Annotated in this window: 18 protein-coding genes and 1 pseudogene; 13 read left to right on the top strand and 6 right to left on the bottom strand. The window is 40.7% G+C overall.

What is annotated here, in order from left to right; translation table 11 throughout:
• Positions 1 to 11 precede the first annotated feature (11 nt).
• The 9 genes and pseudogenes from asnB to RMX69_RS17285 all read left to right on the top strand — a co-directional run bounded on the left by asnB (position 12) and on the right by RMX69_RS17285 (position 16,930).
• On the top strand, positions 12 to 1,892 hold the full coding sequence (gene asnB, locus RMX69_RS17325) for an asparagine synthase (glutamine-hydrolyzing) (protein WP_322638196.1): 1,881 nt from the start codon (positions 12 to 14) through the stop codon (positions 1,890 to 1,892).
• 59 nt (positions 1,893 to 1,951) lie between these two features.
• Positions 1,952 to 2,815, top strand: a complete 864-nt coding sequence (locus tag RMX69_RS17320) for an aspartate/glutamate racemase family protein (protein WP_322638195.1) — start codon at positions 1,952 to 1,954, stop codon at positions 2,813 to 2,815.
• The gene (locus RMX69_RS17315; protein WP_322638194.1) at positions 2,781 to 4,661 is read left to right on the top strand and encodes a non-ribosomal peptide synthetase; all 1,881 of its coding nucleotides are present in this window, start codon (positions 2,781 to 2,783) and stop codon (positions 4,659 to 4,661) included. Before RMX69_RS17320 ends, RMX69_RS17315 begins: the two co-directional genes overlap by 35 nt.
• Complete coding sequence (locus RMX69_RS17310; RefSeq protein WP_322638193.1) at positions 4,658 to 8,932, top strand: amino acid adenylation domain-containing protein; 4,275 nt, start codon at positions 4,658 to 4,660, stop codon at positions 8,930 to 8,932. The genes RMX69_RS17315 and RMX69_RS17310 overlap by 4 nt, the downstream gene beginning before the upstream one ends.
• A gap of 386 nt (positions 8,933 to 9,318) precedes the next feature.
• Complete coding sequence (locus RMX69_RS17305) at positions 9,319 to 12,648, top strand: type 2 lanthipeptide synthetase LanM family protein (protein ID WP_322638192.1); 3,330 nt, start codon at positions 9,319 to 9,321, stop codon at positions 12,646 to 12,648.
• A gap of 381 nt (positions 12,649 to 13,029) precedes the next feature.
• Positions 13,030 to 13,314 (top strand): annotated as a pseudogene (locus RMX69_RS17300) (ParA family protein); the annotation flags it as partial.
• Positions 13,315 to 13,530: 216 nt separating this feature from the next.
• Positions 13,531 to 14,250 carry a hypothetical protein gene (locus RMX69_RS17295; protein ID WP_322638191.1) on the top strand — a complete coding sequence of 240 codons (720 nt, stop codon included), beginning with the start codon at positions 13,531 to 13,533 and terminating at the stop codon, positions 14,248 to 14,250.
• Between the two features lie 428 nt (positions 14,251 to 14,678).
• Positions 14,679 to 15,446 carry a DUF1350 family protein gene (locus RMX69_RS17290; protein ID WP_289799399.1) on the top strand — a complete coding sequence of 256 codons (768 nt, stop codon included), beginning with the start codon at positions 14,679 to 14,681 and terminating at the stop codon, positions 15,444 to 15,446.
• Positions 15,447 to 15,793: 347 nt separating this feature from the next.
• Positions 15,794 to 16,930, top strand: coding sequence for a PP2C family protein-serine/threonine phosphatase (locus RMX69_RS17285; RefSeq protein WP_289799398.1), 1,137 nt, complete (start codon positions 15,794 to 15,796; stop codon positions 16,928 to 16,930).
• Here the strand turns inward: RMX69_RS17285 and RMX69_RS17280 are convergent, their stop codons facing one another.
• The 4 genes from RMX69_RS17280 to RMX69_RS17265 all read right to left on the bottom strand — a co-directional run bounded on the left by RMX69_RS17280 (position 16,931) and on the right by RMX69_RS17265 (position 19,899).
• On the bottom strand, positions 16,931 to 17,257 hold the full coding sequence (locus RMX69_RS17280; protein WP_289799397.1) for an STAS domain-containing protein: 327 nt from the start codon (positions 17,255 to 17,257) through the stop codon (positions 16,931 to 16,933).
• An 848-nt stretch (positions 17,258 to 18,105) separates the two neighbouring features.
• Positions 18,106 to 18,750 (bottom strand): nucleotide exchange factor GrpE, encoded by a 645-nt coding sequence (grpE, locus tag RMX69_RS17275; RefSeq protein ID WP_322638219.1) that lies wholly within the window; start codon positions 18,748 to 18,750, stop codon positions 18,106 to 18,108.
• A gap of 209 nt (positions 18,751 to 18,959) precedes the next feature.
• Entirely contained in the window at positions 18,960 to 19,451 is a 492-nt protein-coding gene (locus RMX69_RS17270) for a Dps family protein (protein WP_289799395.1), read from the bottom strand.
• Between the two features lie 184 nt (positions 19,452 to 19,635).
• Entirely contained in the window at positions 19,636 to 19,899 is a 264-nt protein-coding gene (locus RMX69_RS17265) for a ParB N-terminal domain-containing protein (protein ID WP_194043156.1), read from the bottom strand.
• A 115-nt stretch (positions 19,900 to 20,014) separates the two neighbouring features.
• Here RMX69_RS17265 and RMX69_RS17260 point away from each other — a divergent pair, with 115 nt between their 5' ends.
• Positions 20,015 to 21,742 carry a SpoIID/LytB domain-containing protein gene (locus RMX69_RS17260; protein ID WP_322638190.1) on the top strand — a complete coding sequence of 576 codons (1,728 nt, stop codon included), beginning with the start codon at positions 20,015 to 20,017 and terminating at the stop codon, positions 21,740 to 21,742.
• 276 nt (positions 21,743 to 22,018) lie between these two features.
• Here RMX69_RS17260 and RMX69_RS17255 read toward each other — a convergent pair whose 3' ends face one another.
• Entirely contained in the window at positions 22,019 to 22,318 is a 300-nt protein-coding gene (locus RMX69_RS17255; RefSeq protein ID WP_289799393.1) for a ferredoxin, read from the bottom strand.
• Positions 22,319 to 22,982: 664 nt separating this feature from the next.
• On the opposite strand from RMX69_RS17255, the gene RMX69_RS17250 reads away from it, so the two are divergent.
• From RMX69_RS17250 to RMX69_RS17240, 3 genes are read left to right on the top strand one after another with little or no spacing between them, the layout of a single operon-like run.
• Positions 22,983 to 23,999, top strand: a complete 1,017-nt coding sequence (locus tag RMX69_RS17250) for a Gfo/Idh/MocA family oxidoreductase (protein ID WP_322638189.1) — start codon at positions 22,983 to 22,985, stop codon at positions 23,997 to 23,999.
• Positions 24,000 to 24,009: 10 nt separating this feature from the next.
• Positions 24,010 to 24,810, top strand: a complete 801-nt coding sequence (map, locus tag RMX69_RS17245; RefSeq protein WP_322638188.1) for a type I methionyl aminopeptidase — start codon at positions 24,010 to 24,012, stop codon at positions 24,808 to 24,810.
• Positions 24,811 to 24,866: 56 nt separating this feature from the next.
• Positions 24,867 to 25,400, top strand: coding sequence for a Uma2 family endonuclease (locus RMX69_RS17240; protein ID WP_322638187.1), 534 nt, complete (start codon positions 24,867 to 24,869; stop codon positions 25,398 to 25,400).
• 10 nt (positions 25,401 to 25,410) lie between these two features.
• Here RMX69_RS17240 and RMX69_RS17235 read toward each other — a convergent pair whose 3' ends face one another.
• Positions 25,411 to 26,745 carry a pentapeptide repeat-containing protein gene (locus RMX69_RS17235; RefSeq protein WP_322638186.1) on the bottom strand — a complete coding sequence of 445 codons (1,335 nt, stop codon included), beginning with the start codon at positions 26,743 to 26,745 and terminating at the stop codon, positions 25,411 to 25,413.
• Positions 26,746 to 26,908: the final 163 nt, after the last annotated feature.

Raw genomic sequence — 26,908 nt, 5'->3', positions numbered from 1 at the left:
ATTAGGATATTATGTGCGGTATTTGTGGATATTTTGATATTTCAAAAGAGCGCAGTCCAGAAATGAAAATTCTGGAAAATATGGCTGACACATTAATTTATCGAGGGCCAGATTCATCGGGATATTTGATTAAAGAAAATTTAGGTTTAGGCTTCCGGAGGTTAAGTTTAATTGATTTAGCAGGCGGTAATCAACCTCTATATAACGAAGATGAAACAATAGTCTTAATATGTAATGGAGAAATATTTAATTATTTAGAATTGAAGAAAGAACTAGTTAAAAAAGGTCATGAATTCCGCACCAATACAGATGTAGAAGTTTTGATTCATCTCTATGAAGAATATGGGTTAGATTTTTTAAATAAACTCAATGGTCAATTTGCCTTTGCTCTTTATGACTATCAAGAACAACAATTAATTTTAGCTAGAGATCAAATGGGCATTTGTCCACTTTTTTATACAATTGTGGATAAATTTTTGATTTTTGGCTCAGAAATCAAAGCAATCTTAGCGCATCCGTTAGTTAGGCGTGAAGTTGATCTAGTTGGTTTAGATCAAATCCTCACATTTCCCGGATTAGTAAGTCCGAGAACTATGTTTAAAAATATCAATAGTTTAAAAAGTGGTCATTATGTTCTGATTAAAGATTGTCAGGTAAAAGTTACAGAATATTGGGATTTAGATTACCCACAGATTAATGAAACTGCTTATAGTCAACCAGAAAGCTATTACACAGAGAAATTACAAGAGCTTTTGATCCAATCAGTGAAATATCGGTTACATGCTGATGTCCCGGTAGGAGTGTACGTTAGTGGCGGCTTAGATTCTTCATTAATTGCAGCAATAGTCAATAAAATACGTCCTGATAGTGATGTACATTCTTTCTCGATTGGCTTTACAGATAAAGAGATATGTGAGTCAAAATATCGAGATATTTTGCTGAAAAAACTGAATTTTATCCATCATGATATTTTGTTCGATTGGCATCAAATCAGTGATGGCTTAGTGAAAGCTATTTATCATTCTGAATGCCCGATCAAAGAAACTTATAATACAGCTTCTTTAGCTCTTTCTGGCTGTGCTAATAGTAACCATATTAAAGCCATTTTAACGGGGGAAGGTGCTGATGAATTATTTGCAGGTTATGTCGGCTATCGTTTTGAACAATTACGAAATAGCAACCTTTCTGCAAACCAAAAAGATTATAGTTTGGAATCTGTATTAGAGGATGAATTGAGACTTAAGGTCTGGGGAGATGAAAATATTTTTTATGAAAGAGATTTATATTCTTACCGAGAAACAAAATTAGCTTTGTATTCCTCAGAATTGAACGATCAATTTAGCGAATTTGACTGTCTTAACTTTGAGTTAGTTAACTATGAAAAATTACGAAATAGACATTTTATTCATCAAAGGTCTTATCTTGATTTTAAATTAAGGTTATCAGATCATTTGATTTCCGATCATGGCGATCGCATGGCTTTAGCTAATTCGGTTGAAGCTCGTTATCCATTCTTGGATATTAATCTAGTTGAATTTACTAAAGCAATACCTCCTAACTTAAAACTCAATGGCTTAATAGAAAAATATATTCTTAAAAAAACAGCAAAAGACTTTCTTCCTCAACAAATTGTTGAGCGAGAAAAATTTGCTTTTCATGCACCTGGAAGCCCTCATTTATTAAAACAAGATATCGAATACATCAATGACATATTGTCAAGTGATTTGCTTAAAAAGCAAGGCTATTTCAACCCAATTACTATCGATAACCTTAAGAACCAATATCTACAAGATGGCTTTCACCTCAATCTTCCTTTTGATATGGACTTGTTAATTATCCCCCTGACTTTTGGGATATTTTTACAGGAATTCAAAATGCCTGATATTAACTAATTCACCAATACCACTAACATAATTAAGTTTGTTTACAGCAGAAGCGAGGTATCGGCAAAATGGCAAAGATTCACAAGAGGGAAATGTTGGGTGTTTTAGGTGGTATGGGCCCATTGGCATCGGCTGAATTTTTGAAGACAATTTATGAATATAATATTTTCGGTCAACGTGAACAACAATCACCTAAAGTTATTCTTTATTCTGACCCCACATTCCCTGACAGAACGGAAGCTTTGCTCAGGGGAGATGATGAAATTTTACTAGCTAATTTAATAGCAGCTTTAGATCAATTATGTGAATTAGATGTTTCAAAAATTGTTATTTGTTGCATAACTTCTCATTACTTACTGCCCAAATTACCCTATGATTTAAGAGATAGAGTGATTTCTTTAGTAGATATCATTTTCAAAAAGATTTTAGACCAACCAAAAAAGCATTTATTAATTTGCTCAACCGGAACGCAAAAATTACAAATCTTTCAAAACCATATTCTTTGGCAGTTTGTCAAAGATGACATCATATTACCTGATGAAAGCGATCAAAATTTAATTCATCAAATGATTTATTATCTAAAAATTAAAGGAGATTTTCAAAAGTGTCTGCCTATTTTAGAAAACTTGCAAGCGAAGTATAATGTAAAAAAATTGATCGCAGGCTGCACAGAAATTCATTTGTTAAATAAATATTTAGAGTCAGTTGCAGGTAAGCAACCCGAAAATATCTTTTTAGATCCGTTGACGATAATAGCACAAGAACTATGGAGTATTTCAAATCTGCAAAATTACACAGATTTACCAAATACAATTGTGGCTTTCCAGTTTCTCTCCCGGATATTTTCGCCAGATTTACATCTTCCTCAAGAAATAGACAAATATAATTCTAAAAAATATGAACTCTCAAATTTATATTCAAGATTGGTTTAGTGAAACTGCTGAAAAATTTAGCAAAAATACAGCTATTGATTGCGGTGAACGACAATTTACCTATGGTGAAATTGAAACGCAGTCAAATAAACTTGCCAATTTTCTCATTGAGCATGGCGCTATTAAAGGCTCAATGATAGCGATTTTGGCTAAAGATTCTGTTAAAGTTATTATTGCAATCATCGGCATTTTAAAAGCAGGGTGTGTTTTTGTACCGCTAGTTCCTAATTTACCTGATGAGCGAATTTATACCATCATTGCAGAAGTAGCTCCACAATGGTTAATCGTTGATGCAACAGGGTTAACAAAAATTAGCAATGGTAGAATAGCAGAATTTTTACAATCGCCAGTTATTTGTTTAGAAGAAAATCGCAATTTTGATAGTTTTAATCCTCTGAATTGCTACCTGAATAAGTATGCAGAATATTCTCAATTTGAGAAGCCAAATATTCAAATAGAACCAGACGATATGTCCTACTTATACTTCACCTCTGGTTCGACGGGTAAGCCTAAAGGAATAGCAGGTCGTTTGAAAGCGATCGCTCATTTTATCAACTGGGAAATTCAAACATTTGGGATTAAAGAGTTCACCAGAGTTAGTCAATTAATTACTCCCGCTTTTGATGCTTTTTTAAGAGATATTTTTGTTCCTTTATGTGCTGGTGGCGTCGTTTGCATACCGGAAGAAATTGATATTATCCTTGATGCTAGAAAGCTAATTGAATGGATAGAACGTCAGCAAATTAATCTAATTCATTGTGTACCTTCCTTATTTCGCTCTCTTCTAAATGAGGATTTAGACCCGAAAAGTTTTTCATCTTTGCAATATATTCTTTTATCTGGAGAACCCCTACTGCCTGCGGATATTAGCCGTTGGATGGATATTTACGGCGACAAAATTCAGTTAGTCAATCTTTATGGGGCATCAGAAACAACAATGACGAAGTTCTTTTATTTCGTCAAGGCTGCCGATCGAGAACGACGGTCTATCCCTATTGGTAAGCCAATGGATGGAGCTGCGGCTTTAGTTGTTGATGAGCGAGGAAAAGTTTGTCTTCCGGGAATGGTGGGTGAAATTTATATTCGGACTCCCTATCGCACCTTGGGATATTATCAGCAGCCAGAGTTAACCAATCAATTTTTTATTCCCAATCCTTTTAGTAATAACCCCCATGATATTGTCTATAAAACGGGCGATTTAGGTCGAATTTTAGAAGATGGAAATTTTGAATGTTTAGGCCGCCGAGATGGGCAAGTCAAGATTAGAGGAGTGAGAATAGAATTAGGAGAAATTGAGAATTATCTGCGACTTCATCCATTAGTTAAGGATGTGGTTGTCGTAGATCGTGAAGACGCAAATAGTCATAAATATTTGTGTGCCTATGTTGTTCTCAAAGAAGAATTGGAATCAGGGAAATTGAGAGATTTTTTATTAAAATCCCTGCCAGAATCGATGATACCTTCAGTATTCGTGCTGATGGATGCTTTGCCAAGAACCATTAGCGGGAAAGTGGATAAGCGATCGCTCCCCGCACCCAATCGACAACAAAACCGAACTTTTGTACCACCCCAGACACCCATTGAGACACAGTTGGCGCAAATCTGGTCACAAGTCCTAAATCTTGACCGAGTAGGGTTAAACGATAATTTTTTTGAATTAGGCGGACACTCCCTCAACGCCACTCAGCTACTTTCTCGCGTGGCTAAAACCTTTCAAGTAGAAATACCTTTGCGATCGCTGTTTGAGTCGCCAACATTAGCTACTCAAGCCGAAAGCATTGAAACTCTGCATTGGGTAAAAGAAAGTCCACACCTTGAGGGCGCATTGGAGGAGGGAGAATTATGACAACCATCGAGTTTTTATCTGAGTTGCGCCGCAGCAATATCAAACTGTGGGTGGAAGGCGCGGCTCCACAGGAGCTTCGCCTCCGTTATAGCGCTCCCCAAGGAACCCTGACACCTGCTCTCAAAGCCGAGTTATCACAGCGCAAGGCGGAAATTCTCGATTTTCTATGGCAAGCTACAGTTACTCCTGCTACTTATAGTCCATTGCGCTCCACCTCACGCAATGCCAAACTTCCTCTTTCTTTTGCCCAACAACGGTTATGGTTTCTTGACCAATTAACCCCCGGTAGCTCGGTATACAACATTTCTGGAGCCGTTGAAATCCAAGGTTTACTCAACGTAGCAGCACTAGAAAAGAGCTTGAACGAAATTATTCAGCGTCATGAAATCTGGCGTACTTCCTTTAAAGCGGTAGATGGGGAACCGCTACAAGTGATTGCTCCCAGTTTCAGCTTCACGCTCAAGGAAGTGGATCTCAGGTTAATAGCAAAAAAAGAACAAATAGATACAGTAAAATTCCTCATAGAGAAGGAAGCAGAACAGCCCTTCGATTTATCTAAAGCACCGTTATTAAGAGCAACGTTGCTGCAATTAGATGAAGTTAACTATGTACTAATTTTGACTATTCACCACATTGTTTTCGATGCTTGGTCTATGGGAGTGCTAATTGGGGAATTAGCAGTACTCTATGAAGCGAACGCTCTTGGCATACCGCATCTACTCCCTGAACTCCCGATCCAGTATGCAGACTTTGCCGAATGGCAGCGACAGTGGTTACAGGGCGAGGTACTTTCAACCCAGCTTGCCTACTGGAAACAAAAGTTGAGTGGTAAGTTGCCTTTGTTGCAGCTGCCTACCGACCGTCCGCGAACGCCACAGCCAACTTTCCAAGGAGCAAAGCGATCGCTGACACTATCTAAGACTCTATCCCAGGCAGTGAAGAACCTGAGCCAGCAGTCAGGTGTAACTCTATTTATGACGCTGCTGGCGGCATTCAAGACCTTACTTTATCGCTACACAGGTCAAGCAGATTTGCTAGTTGGCACAGCGACAGCAGGTCGCAACCTACCGGAAGTAGAACAACTAATTGGCTGTTTTGTCAATACTTTGGTGCTACGGACTGACCTTTCTGGCAACCCGACATTTTTGCAGCTGCTAGAACAGGTGCGGGAAGTTGCCTTAGAAGCATTCAATCACCAAGACTTGCCCTTTGAAAAACTGGTAGAGGAATTACAGCCAGAACGCGACCTCAGTTACTCGCCGCTATTCCAAGTTGGGTTCGCTTTCTATAATGCTCCCAGAACAGAACTGAAACTTCCTGGTTTGACCTTGAGTTCTCAGCCGATAGATAGCGGCACAGCCAAGTTGGATTTAACCTTATCCTTTAAAGAAACTGAGGAAGGATTAACTGGGTGTTTGGAATATAAAACCGAACTATTCGATGCCGCCACGATTAACCGGATGCTGGCTCATTTTCAAACCTTGTTAGCGGGCATAGTTGCCAACCCAAAACAGCGTTTGGATGAGTTGCCTTTATTGACGACAACTGAGCGCCAACAGTTATTGTGGGAGTGGAACAATACTGAAATAGACTATCCTAGCGATGTCTGCATTCATCAACTATTTGAGGCTCAAGTCGAGCGCTCGCCCGATGCGATCGCACTGATATTTAATGACTTTAGACTCACTTACCAGCAGTTAAACGCCCAAGCCAATCAGCTAGCTCATTACTTGCGTTCACTGGGGATAAAACCAGAGATGCCGGTGGGAGTTTGTATGGAGCGATCGCTTTTAACGATTGTGAGCATTTTAGGCATCCTGAAAGCTGGTGGTGTCTATGTACCGCTAGATCCTAAATATCCCAAAGAACGCCTAGCTTTCACGATCGAAGACGCGAGATTGTCGGTGCTACTCACTCAACAGTCATTGGACATTGAAGTAGAAAAAAGCACAACTGTAGTTTTTCTAGATCGAGAATCGGAAATCATCGCCCAACACAGCAGTACTAACCTGAACCAAGTTGTCACACCCGATAACCTCGCCTACATTATTTATACATCTGGTTCCACAGGTAAACCCAAGGGCGTTCTCCTCGCCCATCGAGGATTGTGCAACCTAGCTACAGCCCAAATTCAAGCCTTCGATATCCGACCTGATAGCCGCGTCCTTCAGTTTGCCTCCCTCAGCTTCGATGCCTCAATCAGTGAAATTTTCATGGCCCTAGTAGCAGGAGCAACACTTTGTTTAGCAACCACTGACGCTCTGCTTCCTGGTGCAAACTTGCTGCGCTTGTTGCGCGATCGCGCCATCACAACCGTCACCTTACCACCATCTGTACTAGCAGTGCTAACAGTTGAAGAACTTCCAGCTTTACAGACAATCATCGTCGCTGGAGAAGCTTGTTCGGCTGATATAGTAGCGCGTTGGGGACGCGATCGCCGTTTCTTTAATGCATACGGGCCGACTGAAGCAACCGTCTGTGCCACCATTGCCGAATGCACAGATGCCCAAAATCAACCGTCTATCGGTCGTCCAATTGCCAACACCCAAGTCTATATTTTAGATCGCCATCTCCAACCCGTACCCATCGGCGTGGCAGGAGAACTGTACATTGGTGGCATTGGACTTGCCCAAGCTTACCTCAACCGTCCAGACTTGACCCAAGAGAAATTCATCCTGAATCCATTTATTGATTTTAAATTGCCGATTTGGGATTTTGGATTAAGCGATCGGGATGATAATTTACGATCCTCTAAAACTGATAATCTAAAATCTAATCGCCTGTATCAGACAGGAGATTTAGCACGTTATCTCCCAGATGGCAATATTGAGTTTCTGGGCCGTATCGATCATCAAGTGAAGATTCGTGGTTTTCGGATCGAATTAGGGGAAATTGAGACGGTACTGCGCCAACACCCAGATGTACTTACTTGCGTTGTGGTAGCCGATGAAGACCGCTTTGGTAAGCGTTTAGTAGCTTATATCGTTCCTGAAAATGGGATGACAATCAATCAGCAACAGCTAAAGGATTATCTCAAAGAACACCTACCAGATTACATGCTTCCTGCCGCCCTAACGATCCTAAACACCTTACCTCTGACCTCCAATGGTAAAGTCGATCGCCAAGCCCTTCCCGCCCCCGATACAGACAGAAGGCTGAAATTAGCAACCTTCGTCATGCCCCGCGACAGCTTGGAACTAGAACTAGTGCAGATTTGGGAAGAGGTTATGAACATCCGTCCCATAGGTGTCACAGACAACTTCTTTGACATTGGCGGTCACTCGTTGCTGGCGGTGCGTCTGATGGCTTTGATTCAGCAGCAGTTCGGGCGGGAGCTACCTTTATCAATTCTGTTTCAAGGCGGGACAGTCGAACATCTCGCAACCATCCTCCGCTCCGAAACGCCTTCTCGGCCTTGGTCTCCCTTAGTTGGCATCCAAACCACAGGTTCCAAACCACCTTTATTCTGCGCCCATCCAATTGGGGGTAATGTTCTGGGATACGTGGCTTTGGGACGCTATCTCAGTCCAGATCAACCGCTTTACGCTCTACAAGCCCCTGGAGTCGATGGACAACGACAACCTTACACCAATATTCCTGATTTGGCAGCTCATTATATTGAAGCTTTGCAAGCTTTTCAGCCGACTGGCCCATACTTTTTGGGTGGACATTCCTTTGGCGGACTTGTAGCTTTTGAAATGGCTCAACAGCTACAACAGCTAGGACAAGAGATAGGCTTACTTGTGATTATGGATACACCAGCACCAATTCACAGGGGAGTTATTGAACCAATAGATGATGCGAGGTGGATGGTGAAGCGATCGCAAGTGCTAGAAAGATTTTTTGAGAAAAAACTGGCGGTTGACTACACAGAACTCCAACAGTTAGAACCCGAAGCACAATTCAACTATTTTTTAGAGAAATTGAGACGGGCCGATCTCATCCCCCCAGATGCTGGCCATGATATGATTCGCCAGATATTGGAAGTCCAAAAAGCGAGTCATCAAGCTTTAGTCAATTATCTACCACAGATTTATCGAGGTAAAATTACTCTCCTGCGAGCTTCTGAGATGGTAGCTGAAGATTCTAGAGGGGTGTTTTCTGGGAGCTTTTCTCAACCTGCTTTGGGTTGGGGTGAGTTGACTACTGAACCAATAGATATTTATGAGGTACTGGGCGATCATGTGACAATGCTTGCTGAACCTCATGTTAGAGTGCTAGCGGATCGGTTGAAATCTTGTATGAGCAATAGCCGAAAGCCTGATTTTTAGGTAGGGGCAATTCATGTAGATGCATATTCGTAGGTTGAAGCAAGTTACGAATATGCGTCTGTCTACGACACGCTGCACATTCGCGTCAGCGTCCCGCAGGGAACGTAGAGAAGGGGCTACTCCAATACGGTTCAGTTAAGAAGAGTAGTAGGTTGGGTTGAACGGCAGCGAAACCCAACAAATCCTTGATAATGTTGGGTTTCGTTCCTCAAACGACAGAGTATCCACAGAGTTTTGTATGAGTTCTACATATATCAAATAAACGAACCGCAGAGACACAGAGAACACAGAGGAAGGAATAAGGAGGAGAGAGTTTTTTCGCCACTTTTTTGAGTATTTTTTATTTGGAAGTCCCATAAGTAGTTTTTTTATACAAGGATTTGTCAATGATTAATGATGATTTATTACAAATTATTTCCCAGGCAAATTCTTTATCAGAATGCCTTAGTAAAAGGACAAACTCAATTAAGAAACAAGAAACTAATGATGAGTTAATCAAGCATTGGTGTGAAGTTGTTGCTCAAGGTAATTGGGAAAAATTCTACAAGCGCCTGCAATGGGATGGATTAGATATTAATACAGTTTGTTCGGTACTATTGAGTGTACCTCTAGCAGAATCGGAGCCGCTACCAATCTGGGCAAAAACTTTAAAAGAGGTTATTGAAACTTCTGCCAAATTTAATTTAAATGAAGTAACTTCCGCAACCTGCAAATTACCAATAGAAGCTGAAAAGCCGTTACCTTTTGCAGATATATTATTACCTGCTGTCTTAGTAGGGCGGCAAAAATTACTAACTTTTTTGGGTTCGATGTCGCTATCCTCAGACTGTTTACCTTTAAACCTGCTTTCAGAATCAGCCTACCTACAATTAGAGCATAGCTTACTACAAAGATTGGTCAATCTTAGCGCCAAAACCTTTCAATTAGAATTTACTAACTTCCGTCCCTATAATTATAGTTTACTCAACTTAATGTTAGATAAATTAAAATTATCAGCAGAGGGAATATTAGGCAGTCCTACTAAAAAATATTATCTTGATTTTGTCGATGATCTATTAAAAGATGGGTTGTTAGCTTTTTTTAAAAAGTATGCAGTTTTAGGTAAGTTAATCGCAATAACTGTTGATTTTTGGGTGGAAGCAACAGCAGAATTTCTGCAACGTTTGCAAGCCGAACGTTCTGAAATTGAGAAGATTTTAGATATTGCAGAAGTTACTTTAGGAAAAGTGACAGCTATTGCTGGTTCGCTTTCCGATGTGCATAATCGCGGTCGTTCTGTCTTAATTCTAACTTTTGCCTCTGGGAAAAAACTAGTTTATAAACCCAAAAATTTAGGTTTAGAAGTTATTTATAACCAGTTATTAAATTGGTGTAATCAGCACAATGCACCCTTAATTTTCAAAGTCATTAAAGTCCTCGATCGCCATACCTATGGTTGGGTTTTTGATTATATAGAACAATTGCCATGTCAGGATGAAGCAGCAGCACAGCGATTTTATCAGCGAGCTGGAATGCTGTTGTGCGTGTTGTATGTTCTGGGGGGGAATGACTGTCATTACGAAAATTTAATTGCTTGCGGCGAACATCCGGTGCTGATTGACGCAGAAACTCTATTACACCCTCAAACCAACCCGATAGAAGGCTCTGTGCAAGCTATAGAAGAAATGAGTGAAATTGAGCAACACTTCCAGGATTCCGTGCTGCGAACTGGACTTTTGCCCCGTTGGGACTTTAGCCCAGACAAACGAATTGCTTACGATGTTAGCGCTATAGGTAGTGTTAACTCCCAGCAAGCACCTTGGCGAATGCCACGCTGGAAAGCCGTCAATACGGACGAAATGCATTTGGTATATGAAGAAGTGAAATTACCTGTCCAGGCAAATGTGCCGATGTTGCATGGGGTTGCGCTCTCACCTAACGACTATCTGGAGGAGATAGTCGCGGGGTTTAGGCAAATGTATCATTTTTTGAGCGATCGCCGATCAACACTCCTGGCAAATGATGATTTTGTCACAGCGCTACAAGCACAACAGGTACGGTTTATTTTCCGCCCTACCAATTTTTATCACATCCTTTTAGAAAAAACGCTGACACCAGAATTTCTGCGTTATGGAATTGCGCGTAGTATTGAATTGGATATCCTTTGTCAAACTTGTCTGACATCTGGGCAAAAACCACAGGCTTGGGCAATTTTGCGATCGGAACTCCAATCCTTAGAGCAGTTAGATATTCCCTACTTTGGGACATCTTGCAGTAGTGATGCCCTAACTGTTGGGCTAAAGCAACCGATAGAAAAATATTTTAAACAACCAAGTTACAACCAATTTCTCAAGCGGTTACAAAACCTCAACGAAACAGATTTAGTTAGCCAAATAGGGATTATTCAAGGCTCTTTTTATGCCAGAGTGGGACAAAATATTGTTGCTGAAGAACCACCAAATTCTAACTCTTTAAAAACTACTGATTTCTCCAAAACTGTTCCTTTAACTTCTTCTCAACTCCTCCAGCAAGCTGAAGCCATTGCTGAGGAAATCCAAGCCAGGTCTCTGCATGACTCTGCTGGCAATGTCAACTGGATTGGCTTTAGCTATGTTCCTAATGCTGAACGGTTCCAATTCCAGCCTTTGGGTTATAGTCTCTACGATGGTAGTTGTGGTGTCGCTTTATTTCTGGCGGCTCTTGCTCGTGTCACAGGTAATGCCCAGTGGGGCAATTTAGCTTTGAATGCCCTACAATCTTTGCAGACAGTATTGCAGACATCCAACAATTTATTCGCGCAAAAATTTGCTCGCCGAATTGGCATCGGCGGAGCAACAGGAATTGGCTCTATGATTTATTCTCTAGTTAAAATCAGCCAATTTTTATCAAATACAGCACTCATCGAAGATGCGCGACTAGCTGCTCAGTTAATTACACCAGAATTAATCGCTGCTGACCAACAGTTAGATGTAATTGGGGGAGCAGTGGGAGCAATTTTAGGGTTATTAACACTTTATCAAGCAACAGGTGAAGCAAAGGTTTTAGACCAAGCTATTAACTGCGGTCAACATTTACTTTTGCATCGCGTCAATGAACAAGAACAGCCTAGAGCTTGGAAAAATATAGCCCAAAAGCCATTAACAGGTTTCTCGCATGGGGCGGGTGGTATTGCTTATGCTTTATTGCGGCTCTATGCTGTCACCGAAGACCAAGCCTATTTACAAGCGGCTCAGGAGGGAATTGCTTACGAATGCAGTGTTTTCTCAACCACCGCCGCCAATTGGCCAGACTTGCGCGATATTTCTGATGGGCTATGCCAATCTAGGTTTCTGGTTAGTTGGTGTCATGGCGCTCCTGGTATTGCTTTGTCACGTTTGGGCGGTTTGTCAATTTACCAAACGGATGAAATACTTCAAGATGTGGAAGTTGCATTGCAGACAACTCTGAAGTATGGCTTACAGGGTTTAGACCATCTCTGCTGTGGTAATTTTGGTCGTATAGAGGTGTTGTTGGTAGCAGCCCAAAAACTATTCCGTCCCCATTTGCGAGAAATTGCCCAAAAGCAGGCTGCTTGGGTAGTGGCTCAACCCGATAGAGTAGTTACATATCATCTGTTTAACAACTTACCAAACTCTTTGTTTAATCCCGGTTTTTTCCAGGGGACAGCAGGGATTGGCTACCAAATGTTACGGCTGGCATACCCAGAGATGTTGCCATCTGTACTGTTATGGGAATAAATATCGGTAGACCCAAAACTTTGGCGATCGCCCGCCAAAAATGTGAGTTCGACGGACAGGAAAGCCCAAAAAGCTACAGTAAAAAATCAACTTAACAAAGACATGCAATCCCCCACAATGCGAAAGGATATTTCAATGCTTTCAGGGGATTCACTTGATGATTGCACAAGGCTGGCGAAGGATTTTGAACTTAACTAATTCTCGTTGTCGAATCTTGCAATTTTTGCCTTTAGCCTGTCAAAAGTATTACTTATTATTTGAGTTTTGAATTCTCTAATTCAGTATTGCTTAATCTGATGTTTTCCTAACTGATTGCAAAATCCTAATTAAATATTATTGAATAACCAGCTTTTTACACCATAAAAAAGCTGGAATTTGTATGGTGTTTGGCCATTAACTCCTTGCTGGAGCCACTACAGCAATAATGTTGTCGTATGTCAAGGGAGAATGGTATTAACCCAAACAGCAGATGAACTTGTCCTACACAAAAGAGGAGCCTACCTTTTAGCCGACTGTTTAACAGATTATCCACTAGCACACGACGTAGTTATTTTTGATTGCCCAGCAACCCTTGGCCCTTTACCTTTAATGGCTCTAGCCGCTTGTACACATATTATTATCCCCGTACAGCTAGAACCAAAATCAATTCAAGGTGCAGCACATTTATTCGTATGCAAGCAGTGTGAACAACCCACACAACGAGAAACCTTTGGTGTGCGTCCACTTTACTGTGAAAAATGCCGTAGTATTATATTGTACAAAAATCTTGACATCGCTTACAAGTATTAACTTGCACGAAAAAGTTTAGACAAAATGCCAGCATTCTAGAAATTTGATTGCTATATTAGATTAAATAACTATTCTGGCAAGGGTTTAAAAGCTGTGCGGGATGATTTACAGGGCTTGGAAATTAGTCAGAACGATCTGCAAAAGCTGACTAATTTACCTGTCAATGGGGAACTTTTAATCATTACAAATCCTCTCAAGAGATTAGCCAATATATATATACAAAAACTTAAAAGCTCTGAAGGAGCAACTGTAGTGTTTATTGGATTTTCTACATTTGTTTTTGTCTATATTTTATTTGATATAATTATTAAAATATTTGTTACATGGATAACAATTCCATCTTGGATATTATTAATTGTCTTAGGTCTGTGGGTTGGTGGTTTGACGCAAAGCATCTTATATTTTATCTGGAAAACTAGAAGTAAGCTTGTTAAAGCTAATATGACAAAATCCCTGCAAATCCTGTTAAATGAGGTTAATAGATATAATACTGTTATTAAAGTTATAGATATCAATGACCAAATAGAAGAAGCTGGTAATCCAGAAGTGATTATAAAGGAAAGAGAGGATGTAATTGAGGCACTTAAACTCACAAAAGCTGATTTAGTTCGCGCTTTAAAGACAGAAAGGATTTTGAGAGAGAATAAGAATTTTATCTTGAGTAATACAGAACTATTTGTCAACAATTTAGCAACTTTAACAGCTATGCAAGTAACAGAGGAGGCTACTGAGCATGGAAGGTTACTCAATGAAGCATTACAAATTGCATTAGATGTGCAATACGAAATGAAAAGATTACAGACTCAACGTTAAGATAATTCGTAATTCGTAATACTTCGGCTCCCTTCTCTACCAGAGGCTGCACTTCGACTACGCTCAGTGACCACGCCAACGGCTTCTCTGCGAGACGCTACGCGAACGCGGTAGTTGAGCGTAGTCGAAACTCAGGGCAAGACGCTCAGTACAAGTTCGTAATTCGTAATGACGCTCTCTACGAGACGATAAAAGCGTAGCTTGCTTCTCTGTAAGAGTACGCGGACTCGCTAACGTAATTAAGTTTTGTAATGGGATTTAGAAAGAGTTGGAGAAAGCGTAGGTGCTTCTGATAAATCCATAGACGCTGCTGGGTGGGTTGGTTTCCAACCTACTCGCCAGAGATTATCAATGGCTTTTCCATAATCTTTCCCACGGTTGCAATCCCCGGTCTAACATAAAGAATAATCGTAAAGCCGCTTATCCGTATGGACTGGAAAGAAATTAGAGGGAACTGGGTAATCATTCCCCGAAATCCCATAGGTATCGTTCATTTTTTAGGAGGTGCATTTGTCGCCACTGCACCGCACATCACTTATCGCTGGTTACTCGAACAACTGGCAAGTAAAGGCTATGTTGTAATTGCTACGCCTTTTGTTAATACACTGGATCATGCTGCGATCGCAAAATCTGTGCTATTAAACTTTGAGCGCACCCTCGAACGATTGCATGATTCTGGAGCATTACGCAAGCTTTACTTTCCCATCTACGGTGTTGGACACAGTATGGGCTGTAAACTCCACTTGCTGATTGGTAGCCTTTTTAAAGTAGAACGTGCAGGCAATATTTTAATATCCTTCAACAACTACGCCGCTAAAGAAGCTATCCCTCTAGTAGAACAATTCAATTCTACTTTTGCAATCGAGTTTACCCCATCGCCGTTGGAAACTAACAAACTTGTCCAAGAACGTTACAATATCCGACGCAATTTATTAATAAAATTTAGTAATGACACCATCGATCAATCGGCAGCTTTAACCAAAATCTTACAAGAACGTTTTGATGAGATGGTGACAGCGCAAACTTTACCAGGAAATCATACAACACCTTTAGGTCAAGATATTAAATGGCAAACGGGAACATCTTTTACCCCCTTTGATGCTTTAGGACAATGGTTCAAGCAAGAAGCATACCGCGACTTAAACCAGTTAAAAAGCAACATTCTTTTATGGCTAAATCCTTTAGGAGCGCCATAATATTTTATGACTGTTAAACAGTCGTAAATTCTCTGAGTAAATAGAAATGAGTTATAGTGCTTCTCATTTGAGTCTAATAAAGACCAAACCCTCAACTCCTTACGCCTGTTGCTACAAGGTAGCGTACTCTCTCTTAAAAAGAGAGAGGGGTCAAAGTCTATTGCATACATAGACGCGTAGCGGCTACTTAACGAGTTCTCTATTTGCGCTAGCGTCAAGTAGTACCCGCAGGGTACGATAAGCGCTATAGCATCTCTGTATTGATACTACTAGCTTATTAGCTCATATCATATTTTTATTTTCTAGTTTGACAAAAAATTATTAATGAGTGTTTTCAAAAAATTTATATGTTTCAAATACTAATAATTGATGATGACCATTCAATAAAAATACTCCTGAAAAGGATGTTGGAAAAACAGGGTTATGAGGTCGTTACTGCCAGTAGCGGCGAGGAAGGAATAGAAAAGGCACTAGTTTATCGTCCAGCACTGATTATTTGTGATTGGATCATGCCGGGGTTGACTGGACTAGAAGTTTGCCACCGCATTAAGACAGACCCCAAATTTTTCACCACATTCTTTATTTTATTAACATCCTTAGATTCCGTTGCCGATTGTGTCAAAGGTTTAGATGCTGGTGCTGATGATTTTATCTCTAAACCTATTGAGCATAATGAATTACAAGCACGCGTAAGAGCGGGATTACGCCTGCATCAGTTGAGTAGAGATTTGCAGGCTCAAAAGTTGCTTCTAGAATCAGAAATGTCAGAAGCAGCAGAATATGTGCGATCGCTGCTACCTTTTTCCATGACCGAACCCTTCAATATAAATTTCCGATTCATTCCTTCACGACAACTCGGTGGTGACTGTTTCGATTACTATTGGCTCGATGATGACTATCTGGCAATTTACTTACTCGATACCGCCGGACATGGACTCAAAGCTACTCTTCCCTCTGTTTCAGTACTAAATCTGCTGCGTTCTCGTGCGCTCAAAGGTCTTAATTACTATCAACCTAGTGATGTATTGAAGGCTTTAAATGACACTTTTCCGATGAATTATCAAAATGATAAATACTTTACGATTTGGTACGGAGTTTACAATCGAATCAACCGCCAGTTAATTTATGCTAGCGCAGGCCATCCACCAGCAGTTTTAGTAACTGGCACATCTCCAAGAAAGTCTGAAGTTAAACTCCTAAAAACCCCTGGTATGCCAGTTGGCATGTTTCCAGAGGCAAAATATGTTGATGGGTTTTGCAATATTGAAAAATTCAGTACCCTTTATATTTTTAGTGATGGCGCTTATGAAATAACTAAATCAGATGGCACACTTTGGAGTTTGGATGCTTTTATTCAGCTACTGGTTAGCTTACAATATCCTGTTGATAGCCAACTCGATCGCGTACTCAGTTATTTAATTGCTCTGAACTCCAAAGATGCTTTTGATGATGATTTATCTATTTTGCAAATGAAGTTTGATTAATTACGTATTAGAGACTAAAACCTGATTAAAGGCATCTTGACTGGGAAATATTTCAAAGACTTTATCCATATTAGTCAGTTCAAATAATATCCTGACTTGCTCATTAATTGAGCAGAGAACAAGCTTAGTATCTGCTGCTCGCAAGGTTTTGAAAGCTAATACTAAAGCTCCCAAACCCGAACTATCCATAAACGTTACATCTTTAAAATCAACTAACACAATTTTTGCACCAGTTTCTAGAATATCAGTGATATTTTGTCGAAAGTCTTGTGAAGTTGTGGCATTCAAATTACCACTGAGTTTAATAACTTTTACTTGTTCTCTCATAATTATGTCACTCTGACTTATGTAAATAATACTCTGATTTCGCCATTATAGAACATTTAAAAATGCTTGTAAAATAAAATTTAAGATTATCTATTGAGTAATCATTAATAATTAATCAGGATAGATAAAGATTAATTATAAAATTTTGATATCTATTTTTTTGTAATCAAAATAAATTATTAGCTTAATTTAGTATAGTTTTCTTGCTAGAAATAGACCAATTATAAATAAACAAGCTAAGTCAGTTGGCATGACAAATAACTGGTATATTTAGTTTTGTAAAAAGGTTGTAATGACGAATTTATAAGCCGTTCGTTGATTTGATGTTTTGGCATGTATGTTAATTTTTAACACCGACTTACTTGTATCTTATGGATTTAGATATATACTTACATACAAGCTGAAGTTACTGCTTTTCAGATTATTTACCAAAAATTTTTGCAAAACTGAGATTCTCTAATAAATCTCATGATAATAACTGTCATTAAACAATTCAGAATTCAATTAGTTGCAGCAATGCTTACGGCGGGCTACGCCTACACATAGCTAAACCGAGTCTAGCAGTAGCTTTTCCTCCCTGAGTACTTATGATGGTAACTAGGATCTATATTTATTTATGTCCAATTACTTACATAATTGAAATAATTTACCTCTGGACTACCGCTCTAGAGCCAAAATTTAGGTTTCAACAGCGCCAAGCAAGCTAGAACCGACAGCAAGGCTTTAAAAGAAGTTTTCTGAAGGCGATCGCCTCTGCTATTTTAAGTATTCCCAATATCTGTCATTTCTCGACAGACAATACAAAAAGTAAAGAGTTGTGAATTTGTTACTCCTAACTCCTTACTGCCTCAAATAGGACTCACTTTGGCTCTGTAAAGCAGTTTCTCACCTTGAAGGTAGCCAATGTAGCGGACTTTGACTGTTTCTCCAGGTTGTGCGGTTCCCTCCAGCAATTGGTGCAGTTGGGGATCGTAAGGTAATTCTGCTCCCACAGGGGCGATCGCTTCTACTCCCCACGCCTGTAAAAGCTTTTCTAGGGGTTTCTGCACCAACGGTACTATTTTGACTGCTGCTAGCTGGGGATTTTCCTGCGCTGTGTGTGCTGCTGTTGGCCATTGCAATATTAAAGACTCCAGCAGTTCCAAACTCGACTGCTGGAGTTCTTGTAGTAATATTTCTCGCTGTTGTTCTAATTGAAGCTGAGAGCGATCGTACTCTCTTCTTAAATTTGTAATTTCTTGTAACAATTCCTGAGTAGGCGCTGTTTTCTCTTGTAATAACTCTACGGTTGAAAAAGTTGCGATCAATTCATTCAATGGCATCTGTAGCACTGACGACAACTTGAGTAGCACATCTAGCCGTATCTGCTCTGGCTTTCCTTGGCGTAACCGCAAAATTTGACGCTCTGAGACACCAGCAGCGCGACTCAGCGCTTTAAAGCTAGAAATACCTACCTGTTGCATTAAATCTTGCAACTTTTGAGTATGGGGCATTGGGGATTGGGGATTGGGCACTTGTACTGAGTTTCGACTGCGCTCAACTACCGCGTTCGCGTAGCGTCTCGCAGAGAAGCCGTAAAGCCTGCGGCATAGCTACGCTTCGGGCGCAGCCTCTCGAAGAGAAGTATTGGGCATTGGGAATAGGGCATTGGCAATTAAGTTTTTTCTCTATCCCCTATTCCCTATGCCCTATTTCCTATTCCCTATTCTTCCAGTAAACTTCTCAACATCCAAGCTGTCTTTTCGTGTACTTGCATCCGCTGAGTCAATAAATCGGCGGTAGGTTCGTCGTTAACTTCCTCTATCACGGGAAAAATAGATCGTGCAGTTCTGACTACGGCTTCTTGTCCTTCCACAAGTTCGCGAATCATCTCCACAGCTTTAGGAACTCCGGGAGTTTCTGGAATCGAACTCAGTTTGGCATATTCGCTGTAGGTTCCTGGTGCGGGATAGCCAAGCGCTCTAATTCTCTCGGCTATTAAATCAACTGCTAAGGCTAATTCTGTATACTGGGTCTCAAACATCAAATGCAATGTTTGAAACATCGGCCCTGTTACATTCCAATGAAAGTTATGAGTTTTCAGATACAGTGTATAAGTGTCAGCCAACAGGTGAGATAAACCATCGGCAATTTTAGCCCTACTCGCCTCGTCAATGCCGATATTTACATTTTTGACTGTTACTTTCGATGACATAATTTTCTCCTAATTAGGTTATATGTAATTGGGGATTGGAAATTGGGCATTGGGTATTGGGGATTGGGCATGGGGAAAGGGAAAGGGGTAAGGGGAAAAGAGGAAAGATTAAATTTATTCCTTTTCCCTTTAACCTTTAACCTTTTCCCCTGCTCCCCTGCTCCTTATTCCCCATTCCCATTTTCTATGCCAAGTGCATCTTTAAAACGCTACGGGGTGCTTTACGGACTCTTGCTAAAACGGTTTCTTTGCCTAAACGCTGGCAAGCTTCATACCGATGGCAACCAGAAAAGCCATAATATTGTCCATCTACTTCTAGAACATCAATAGGTTCTTGCTGCCCAATCTCCGCAATCGATTCCATTAAGGCTTGTACTTTATTTGGATCGTTTGTACGGGGCAATGGCCGTTTTATCTGATTTAATGGAATTTCTTGGACTCTAACCATAAAGAGTTTATCCAACTAGTTCTGTTTTTTCTCCTTAAATAAATCATAGTCGTTATGACTTCGTTTAGCAACTAATATTTAGGGCAAAATTGGTAATGGTATCATTGGAGCATTCATGCGACAAAAAAACCGCGCTACAAAGCAATTAGAAAATCAGCTCCAACGACTCATTAAGGGGCAGAAGACCCTCTCTACGAGAGATTACTCGCGATCGCAACTCTTGCAGACGCTACGCGAACGCTATCAGGTAGCCATGAAATTTTCGTTTTGGCGTTTTCCCCACACTGTGCTGACAACATTTTGTCTATTGGGACTGACTGCTGCATCAGGGCCTGAGAGCAACATCCAGGATATAGAACTGAAAATTGGAATTGTGCAGCGATTTGGCGCCGAAGCCACAGCCAAGCTGCAACTGGAACCGATGAAAGGCGATCGCTTAAAGCTAAAATTTCAAGCGGGCAATAAGCAGCAAATCCTGTTTACGAAAAATCCTGTAAAGCTGGAAACAGTCATGCAAGCTTTACCCCAGTCAGCAGTCGAAGAAGTAGTAGTTTTGGGCACATACCGCACTTTTGAAACTGCGGAAGACAGTGCTAAAAAATGGCGTTCTCAGGGAATGGAAGTGGAAGTAGCCCAGCCAGAACGCTGGCAGGTTTGGGCTAAACGAGATGTTTACAGCACCCCTTTACTGCGACGCTTGTTATTACAAAACATCCAAGCTTCTACCAAAGAAAAAGTATTTATTGATACTAAAATTTTGAAGCAAGTGCCGCGAGTGAGTTGGGTGGTGGATGGTAATCGCTATAGCCCGAATGACTTGGAAATTAGCACTGATAAAAACTTAATTCGGGTGAATAAAAGCGAGAAACCAGAAAATGCTCGTCTTTATGCCGGCCGACTGAATTTGCAGCCAAATGCTTATGGCACATACACTCTCGTTAACCAAGTACCTTTAGAAACTTATTTGCGTGGGGTTGTGCCTTACGAAATAGGCACAAATGCACCAACAGCAGCGCTGGAAGCTCAGGCAATTCTCGCCCGGACTTATGCCTTGAGAAATTTACGTAGGTTTGCCGCAGATAACTATCAGTTGTGTGCTGATACTCACTGCCAAGTTTATTATGGGTTGAAGGGAGCAGCTGCCAAAACAGACCAAGCGATCGCCTCAACTAGGGGTAAAGTACTAACTTATAAGAATGAACTCGTAGACGCCCTGTATTCTTCTACTACTGGTGGCGTCACCGCTTCCTTTAGCGATGTCTGGAATGGCGACGATCGCGCCTATTTACGCCCTGTACTGGATGCTCCGACTAATTTTTGGGACTTGTCTAAGCAGAATTTAGCAAATGAAAAGAATTTTCAGAAATTTATTAATAGGCAACAAGGATTTAATGAAAGCAAGTGGGATATGTTTCGTTGGCATAAAGAAACCCCTTTAAAGGATATTATCAAGGACTTGCAGAAATTTTTACAGGTGAAAAACAGTCCCCATGCCAAATTTAAGACAATTCAGGCGATGGCAGTAGTGGAGCGAAGCCAGAGTGGACGTATCCTTGAACTTGCAGTTAAAACAGATCGCAGCACCTTTATTTTGCACAAAGACGAAGTTCGCAGTGCTTTTGCAGCCCCTACAAGTACGCTTTTTTACATTCAACCCCTGAACAAAGGCAAATCGGAACTCTGGGGATACGCTTTTATTGGTGGTGGATTAGGACATGGAGTCGGCTTGAGTCAAACTGGCGCTCAAAATTTAGCGAAACTAGGTTGGTCAAGTCCAAAAATTCTCCAGTTTTACTATCCTGGTACTCAGATTCAAATTCTCAACAAAGAAATTAAGCTTTGAGCTATTGGCATTCAAGTTGCATCTGTGAGCTAGGAATCGGGAGTTAAAAAGAGACCAAAATCATAGAATAGATAGGAAACTCCATACGTAAAAAATTAAGCAGGAACGCAAGATTTACTGTGTTCCTGCCCAACATAAAATTAGACTTTTTGTCAAAGTCGGTTTCAGAGGTACACACGGAATTGCATTGCAAGGGTGTTAACTCTAGATATCCTGCTTCTATTTTGTTGAAATTAGTAACTCTTGCAAGAGGTTCATGTTTGAGTCGCTTAACTCTTAGTAAAGGTCTTCTTCTTTGTGAGTTTCGATTGTTACGTCAGAGGTTGGGTAAGCGACACAAGTCAGTACATATCCCTTTTCTATTTGTTCATCATCTAAAAATGACTGATCGCCCTGATCAACAGTACCCTTGAGGATTTTACCTGCACAGGTCGAGCAAGCACCAGCACGGCAAGAGTAGGGCAGGTCAAGACCAGCTTCTTCAGCAGCGTCTAGAATATAAGTATCATCATCAACGTCAAGTGTTGTGTTAAGTCCTTCAGCCTCGTTGATTAGTGTCACTTTATAACTTGGCATTGAGTAATCCTCTCTTTTGTAAACGGCAGTATAAGTTATCTTAAGGCAAAGGTCACGGCTGTTCTGTGGAATTAGCCGCTGGTTTAAATTTGCTTCAATTCTGATACTACGAGAAAAATTAAACTATGTAACTGGAAATTGAACCCGATTAGTAATGAAATTTAGTTAGTTAATCCCGATAAGTTTTCTTTATATTATTTTCTACCCTAGTCAGGTTGTGATTAGAAAAAATTATATCCCCTGAAAGTAAACATGAGTAAGGTTAATGTTACCGATATTTTATAAGACTTACGTAGAAGAGATTCCCCAACTCCTTTAAAAAATAGGGCTGTTTCATTTTCTAAGCTGTTTTATTTTCTAATCTGATTTAAATGCGCCCGTTATAAATGAAAGAAACATAACAGTACTGTAGAGATGTAATTTTTCTTTTGCCATTTTTTTGTTCATTGTATTGACAAATTTCTGACATTATGATTTGCAAAAGGGCTTTTCTTTTGAAGTCTTCCTTTTTGAGTACACGTAATTCTATCTAGCTGCAAATAAAGTCTTATTTGCCCTTGAGGGGGTAAGACGAATGTTGTAGAGTCTAGACTGGTGAACCCCATGAAGAGAGAATCTCACCACTAGAAGCCTGGGAAGAGAAAAAACAGAACTAATGAGGATCATGTATAATTCAGAGGCAGCTTTGGAAAAAGCAAAAGTGCGTGTAGGTTTGGTAGGTACTGGGTATGCGGCAAAGTTTCGGGCTGAGGCATTGTTCCATGATGAGCGATCGCATATAGTCGCAGTTGTTGGTCATACAAGAGAAAAAACCGAAACCTTTGCTAGAGACTACCAGATTGAAGTATTGAATACTTGGCAAGAGCTAGTAGAGCGTGAAGATATAGACCTAATAGCGATTTCCACTATTAATCGAGATCATGGTGCGATCGCTCGTGCAGCACTTACCAACGGCAAACATGTGATTGTAGAGTATCCTCTTTCGTTGGATGTATTTGAAGCTGAGGAACTGATTGCCTTAGCCAAAGCACAACAAAAACTCCTGCACGTTGAACACCTAGAACTTTTGGGTGGTTTGCATCAAGCTTTGAAGCAAAACTTAGACAAAATTGGTGAGGTGTTTTATGTTCGCTACAGCACCATCAATCCTCAAAATCCTGCACCCCGCAAATGGACTTATAACCACGAGTTTTTTGGCTTTCCCTTAATTGGGGCCCTGTCTCGCCTACATCGCCTCATCGATTTATTTGGTACAGTATTTACTGTTAACTGTCACCAGCGATATTGGGAAATAGAACCGGAATACTACCAAACCTGTTTCTGCACTAGTGAACTGTGCTTTAACAGTGGACTTTTAGCCCAAGTAGTCTATGGTAAAGGCGAAAGTATTTGGCAATCAGAACGCAAGTTTGAAGTTCACGGTGAAAAAGGTGGTTTAATTTTTGATGGTGACACCGGAATATTCGTCCAGCCAGGGGAAACAACACCTATAGAGGTTGGACCTCGCCGGGGTTTGTTCGCCAAAGATACGAGTATGGTGTTAGACCATCTTTTTGATGGGACTCCTTTGTACGTTACCCCAGAGGAGAGCTTATATACCCTAAAGGTTGCTGATACTGCCCAAAGAGCTGCACAGACAGGGTTAACTATGTTTATGAAAGATACTTTAGATAAAATTTAGATAAAAGTTAATGAAAACTGAACTAATTGTTATTTTATCCCAACGAGAAATAGAGAAAATGCGTCAAGCTGGGCGTTTAGCAGCTAAACTTCTCCAGCATCTAGAACCGTTTGTGAAACCAGGGGTTAGCACTCTTGAACTAAATGATGAAGCCGAACGTTGGACGCAAGCGCATGGAGCAAAAAGCGCACCTCTTGGCTATAAGGGTTATCCTAAATCGATTTGCACCAGTGTAAATGAGGTCATTTGTCACGGCATTCCCAACGCCAAGCAAATTCTTAAGGAAGGTGACATCATTAATATTGATGTCACACCCATTGTTGAAGGTTATCACGGCGATACATCCAAGACATTTTTTGTTGGTACACCTTCTCCAAAAACAAGAAAGTTGGTAGAGGTGACAGAAGAGTGTCTCCGTCTAGGTATTGCTGAAGTTAAACCTGGGGCACGCATTGGCGATATTGGTGCAGCAATTCAAGAGTATGCTGAAGCACAAGGCTTTTCTGTAGTGCGAGATTTTGTTGGCCACGGCATCAGTAATATTTTCCATACTGCGCCGGATGTTCCCCACTATGGCACACGCGGTAAGGGCAAGCGCCTCAGATCGGGGATGGTTTTTACCATTGAGCCAATGATTAACGAAGGTACTTACGAAGTCGAAGTTCTCAGCGATAAATGGACTGCGGTAACACGCGATCACAAACTATCCGCTCAATGTGAGCATACCTTAGCTGTAACTGAAGACGGCGTTGAAATTCTTACTCTACCTGAAGGTGTGAATTACTGGAACCTAGATAAAACAGCTAGTTAGAATAATTAAGAGCAGCAATACCTGCTCTAGTTCTGAACCTGGAAGGACAAATCTTGATGGTTTCAGCCACTATTAATATAAGCCCCCCAACCGGTTCGCATGAAAAAGTTGTAGGATTTATAGCCCGTAAGCTAACTGTCGAGTTTGATCGCCTGAATCTTCCCTACACTATACCCAAAACTGCATTGATCCAAACTCCTTCTGCCGAATCCGCTTGTTCGCCTGATGTGTTGCTGCTAAATCTTGATAATCTCGACAATGAACCGCTTTTTCAAAAACAGTCAACAGTAAGCCAAGCAGCATCGATTCCAATAGTTATTGAAGTTGTTTCAACTAACTGGCGAGATGATTACTACAATAAATTTAGAGATTATGAAGAAATGGGAATTCCCGAATATTGGATTGCTGATTATGCTGCATTGGGTGCAAGAAAGTTCATCGGTAATCCCAAACAACCCACTATTTTTGTATGCGAATTAGTTGATGGTGAATATCAAATGACAGCGTTTCAAGGTAACACCACGATTTCATCACCTACCTTTCCCCAATTAAATTTAACTGCACAGCAAATCTTTAATGCGGCTAACTAATTTTTTATAATTATCTTCCCAACTTATTAGGAATACCTTCACAACCACCAGGGATAGTAGCTCTAGTTTTTTCACCACCCCAAGTGCAACAGTAGCAACGCGCAGACTCAGACATCCGCTGCACATTCGTAAAATCGGCATTTTCCACCACAGCGCCAGTGTGTTCGCCGGTTTCATAATCTGGTCGTTCAGTGCGGCTGCGGGGTGATGCTTTTTCCAGTACACCGTAGAATAGGCGAATCCCGTTCAGGTCAGCACTACTGAGATTAGCATTATATAAAATTGTGCGCGAGAGATTGGCTTTTACTAAGTCACAACCGACCAGATTAGCGCGGACAAGATTAGCTTCGCTCAAATCAGTCCAACGCAAATCAGTGCCAGAAAGGTCTGCGGCGGCTAGCATTACGCCTAAATCTATGACGCGCACACCTTCAAGGCGGTCTTCTGCATATCCGCCACTCCCGTCAAGAATGGCTCTACCTAATCGCCCATCGCGTTTTAAGGGTGAAAGCAACTTAGAACGTGAGAGAAAACGGAGAATTTTCGCTTTCCCACTACCATCGACACTACTTAAAATTGCCGCAGTGCGTCCTTCTGCGATCGCTCTTTCTTGGGGCCAATCTTCTAATAATCCTTCTTCATCTAATACCAAGTCTGAAACGCCTTGGAAATAGGAATCAATTGTCTGTTGCTGGGTGATAACATTTTGCTGAACCGTTAGCATATTTTGCTGAATTGTCAAGTCTTTGGAAATAACATATTGTCGCCATGCTACGTAAACAGCAATGATAGCAATGAGAATTTGCCCCAAAGCACCAAACCATTCTGCTAGGCTACCAGCAATATCCCAGTTAATCTGGCGTCCTAAAAGCAGTAAGCGATCGCCTATACCTGTGAACCTGATCAAGCCAATGATGGCTACTATTAGTCCCAAAAAGGCAACAAACAGGGTGCGTTCTTGGGGTGAAAACCATTCGTCTAAAACTTCTTGCAACCAAGGCAATAATATCGCTAGGGATAACAGCAAAGTTATCAGCGTGCCGATTGTGCCAACGATCCAGTTATTCAGGATAACTCCAATGAAGGTGATGGCGATCGCGATTAAAATAATCAGCAATGCCCTCGGCTTAACTGTAAATTGCTTGGCAATGGGTTGTTTGAAGTCAGAACGGGCTTGTTGTAAAGCAGTTGTATGTTGCGGAGATTGCAAAGAACCAATTGCTGCTAGTGCTTGTGAGGGTAGGTTTTTCTCATTTGCACTCCCGTCAAAGTCATCCGGCTGCAAATCATCTTCGGGGTCTGGTTCTGGGGTTGGTAGATTAGAGGAATTGGATTCAATCGTCATGTTTTCTATTTTGCCCCAGTAGATTCAGAACAACATCTGTTTTATCAGAAATTGCACTAAACCTAAAAACCAAAGACCTGTATTCCATACGACTGAGAAACGCTACATATAGCAGTTTCCAATTGCCTCAAGTACACACATTTTGTAAGGGCATAACAGCAGT

Origin of the sequence: Nostoc sp. EspVER01, from assembly GCF_034530635.1 — a bacterium.
In the GTDB taxonomy this organism is placed as follows: Bacteria; Cyanobacteriota; Cyanobacteriia; order Cyanobacteriales; family Nostocaceae; genus Nostoc.
The sequence above is the reverse complement of the archived record's forward strand: the minus strand, read 5'-3'. Positions and strand labels throughout refer to the sequence as shown.

Excerpts from the sequence above, each read along its gene's own strand:
- grpE (WP_322638219.1), bottom strand. The coding sequence starts at position 18,750 with ATGCCCCATACTCAAAAGTTGCAAGATTTAATGCAACAGGTAGGTATT.
- RMX69_RS17290 (WP_289799399.1), top strand. The coding sequence starts at position 14,679 with ATGGACTGGAAAGAAATTAGAGGGAACTGGGTAATCATTCCCCGAAAT.
- asnB (WP_322638196.1), top strand. The coding sequence starts at position 12 with ATGTGCGGTATTTGTGGATATTTTGATATTTCAAAAGAGCGCAGTCCA.
- RMX69_RS17270 (WP_289799395.1), bottom strand. The coding sequence starts at position 19,451 with ATGTCATCGAAAGTAACAGTCAAAAATGTAAATATCGGCATTGACGAG.
- RMX69_RS17250 (WP_322638189.1), top strand. The coding sequence starts at position 22,983 with ATGTATAATTCAGAGGCAGCTTTGGAAAAAGCAAAAGTGCGTGTAGGT.
- map (WP_322638188.1), top strand. The coding sequence starts at position 24,010 with ATGAAAACTGAACTAATTGTTATTTTATCCCAACGAGAAATAGAGAAA.
- RMX69_RS17315 (WP_322638194.1), top strand. The coding sequence starts at position 2,781 with ATGAACTCTCAAATTTATATTCAAGATTGGTTTAGTGAAACTGCTGAA.
- RMX69_RS17265 (WP_194043156.1), bottom strand. The coding sequence starts at position 19,899 with ATGGTTAGAGTCCAAGAAATTCCATTAAATCAGATAAAACGGCCATTG.
- RMX69_RS17305 (WP_322638192.1), top strand. The coding sequence starts at position 9,319 with ATGATTAATGATGATTTATTACAAATTATTTCCCAGGCAAATTCTTTA.
- RMX69_RS17255 (WP_289799393.1), bottom strand. The coding sequence starts at position 22,318 with ATGCCAAGTTATAAAGTGACACTAATCAACGAGGCTGAAGGACTTAAC.
- RMX69_RS17260 (WP_322638190.1), top strand. The coding sequence starts at position 20,015 with ATGCGACAAAAAAACCGCGCTACAAAGCAATTAGAAAATCAGCTCCAA.
- RMX69_RS17310 (WP_322638193.1), top strand. The coding sequence starts at position 4,658 with ATGACAACCATCGAGTTTTTATCTGAGTTGCGCCGCAGCAATATCAAA.
- RMX69_RS17320 (WP_322638195.1), top strand. The coding sequence starts at position 1,952 with ATGGCAAAGATTCACAAGAGGGAAATGTTGGGTGTTTTAGGTGGTATG.
- RMX69_RS17280 (WP_289799397.1), bottom strand. The coding sequence starts at position 17,257 with ATGAGAGAACAAGTAAAAGTTATTAAACTCAGTGGTAATTTGAATGCC.
- RMX69_RS17235 (WP_322638186.1), bottom strand. The coding sequence starts at position 26,745 with ATGACGATTGAATCCAATTCCTCTAATCTACCAACCCCAGAACCAGAC.
- RMX69_RS17285 (WP_289799398.1), top strand. The coding sequence starts at position 15,794 with ATGTTTCAAATACTAATAATTGATGATGACCATTCAATAAAAATACTC.
- RMX69_RS17240 (WP_322638187.1), top strand. The coding sequence starts at position 24,867 with ATGGTTTCAGCCACTATTAATATAAGCCCCCCAACCGGTTCGCATGAA.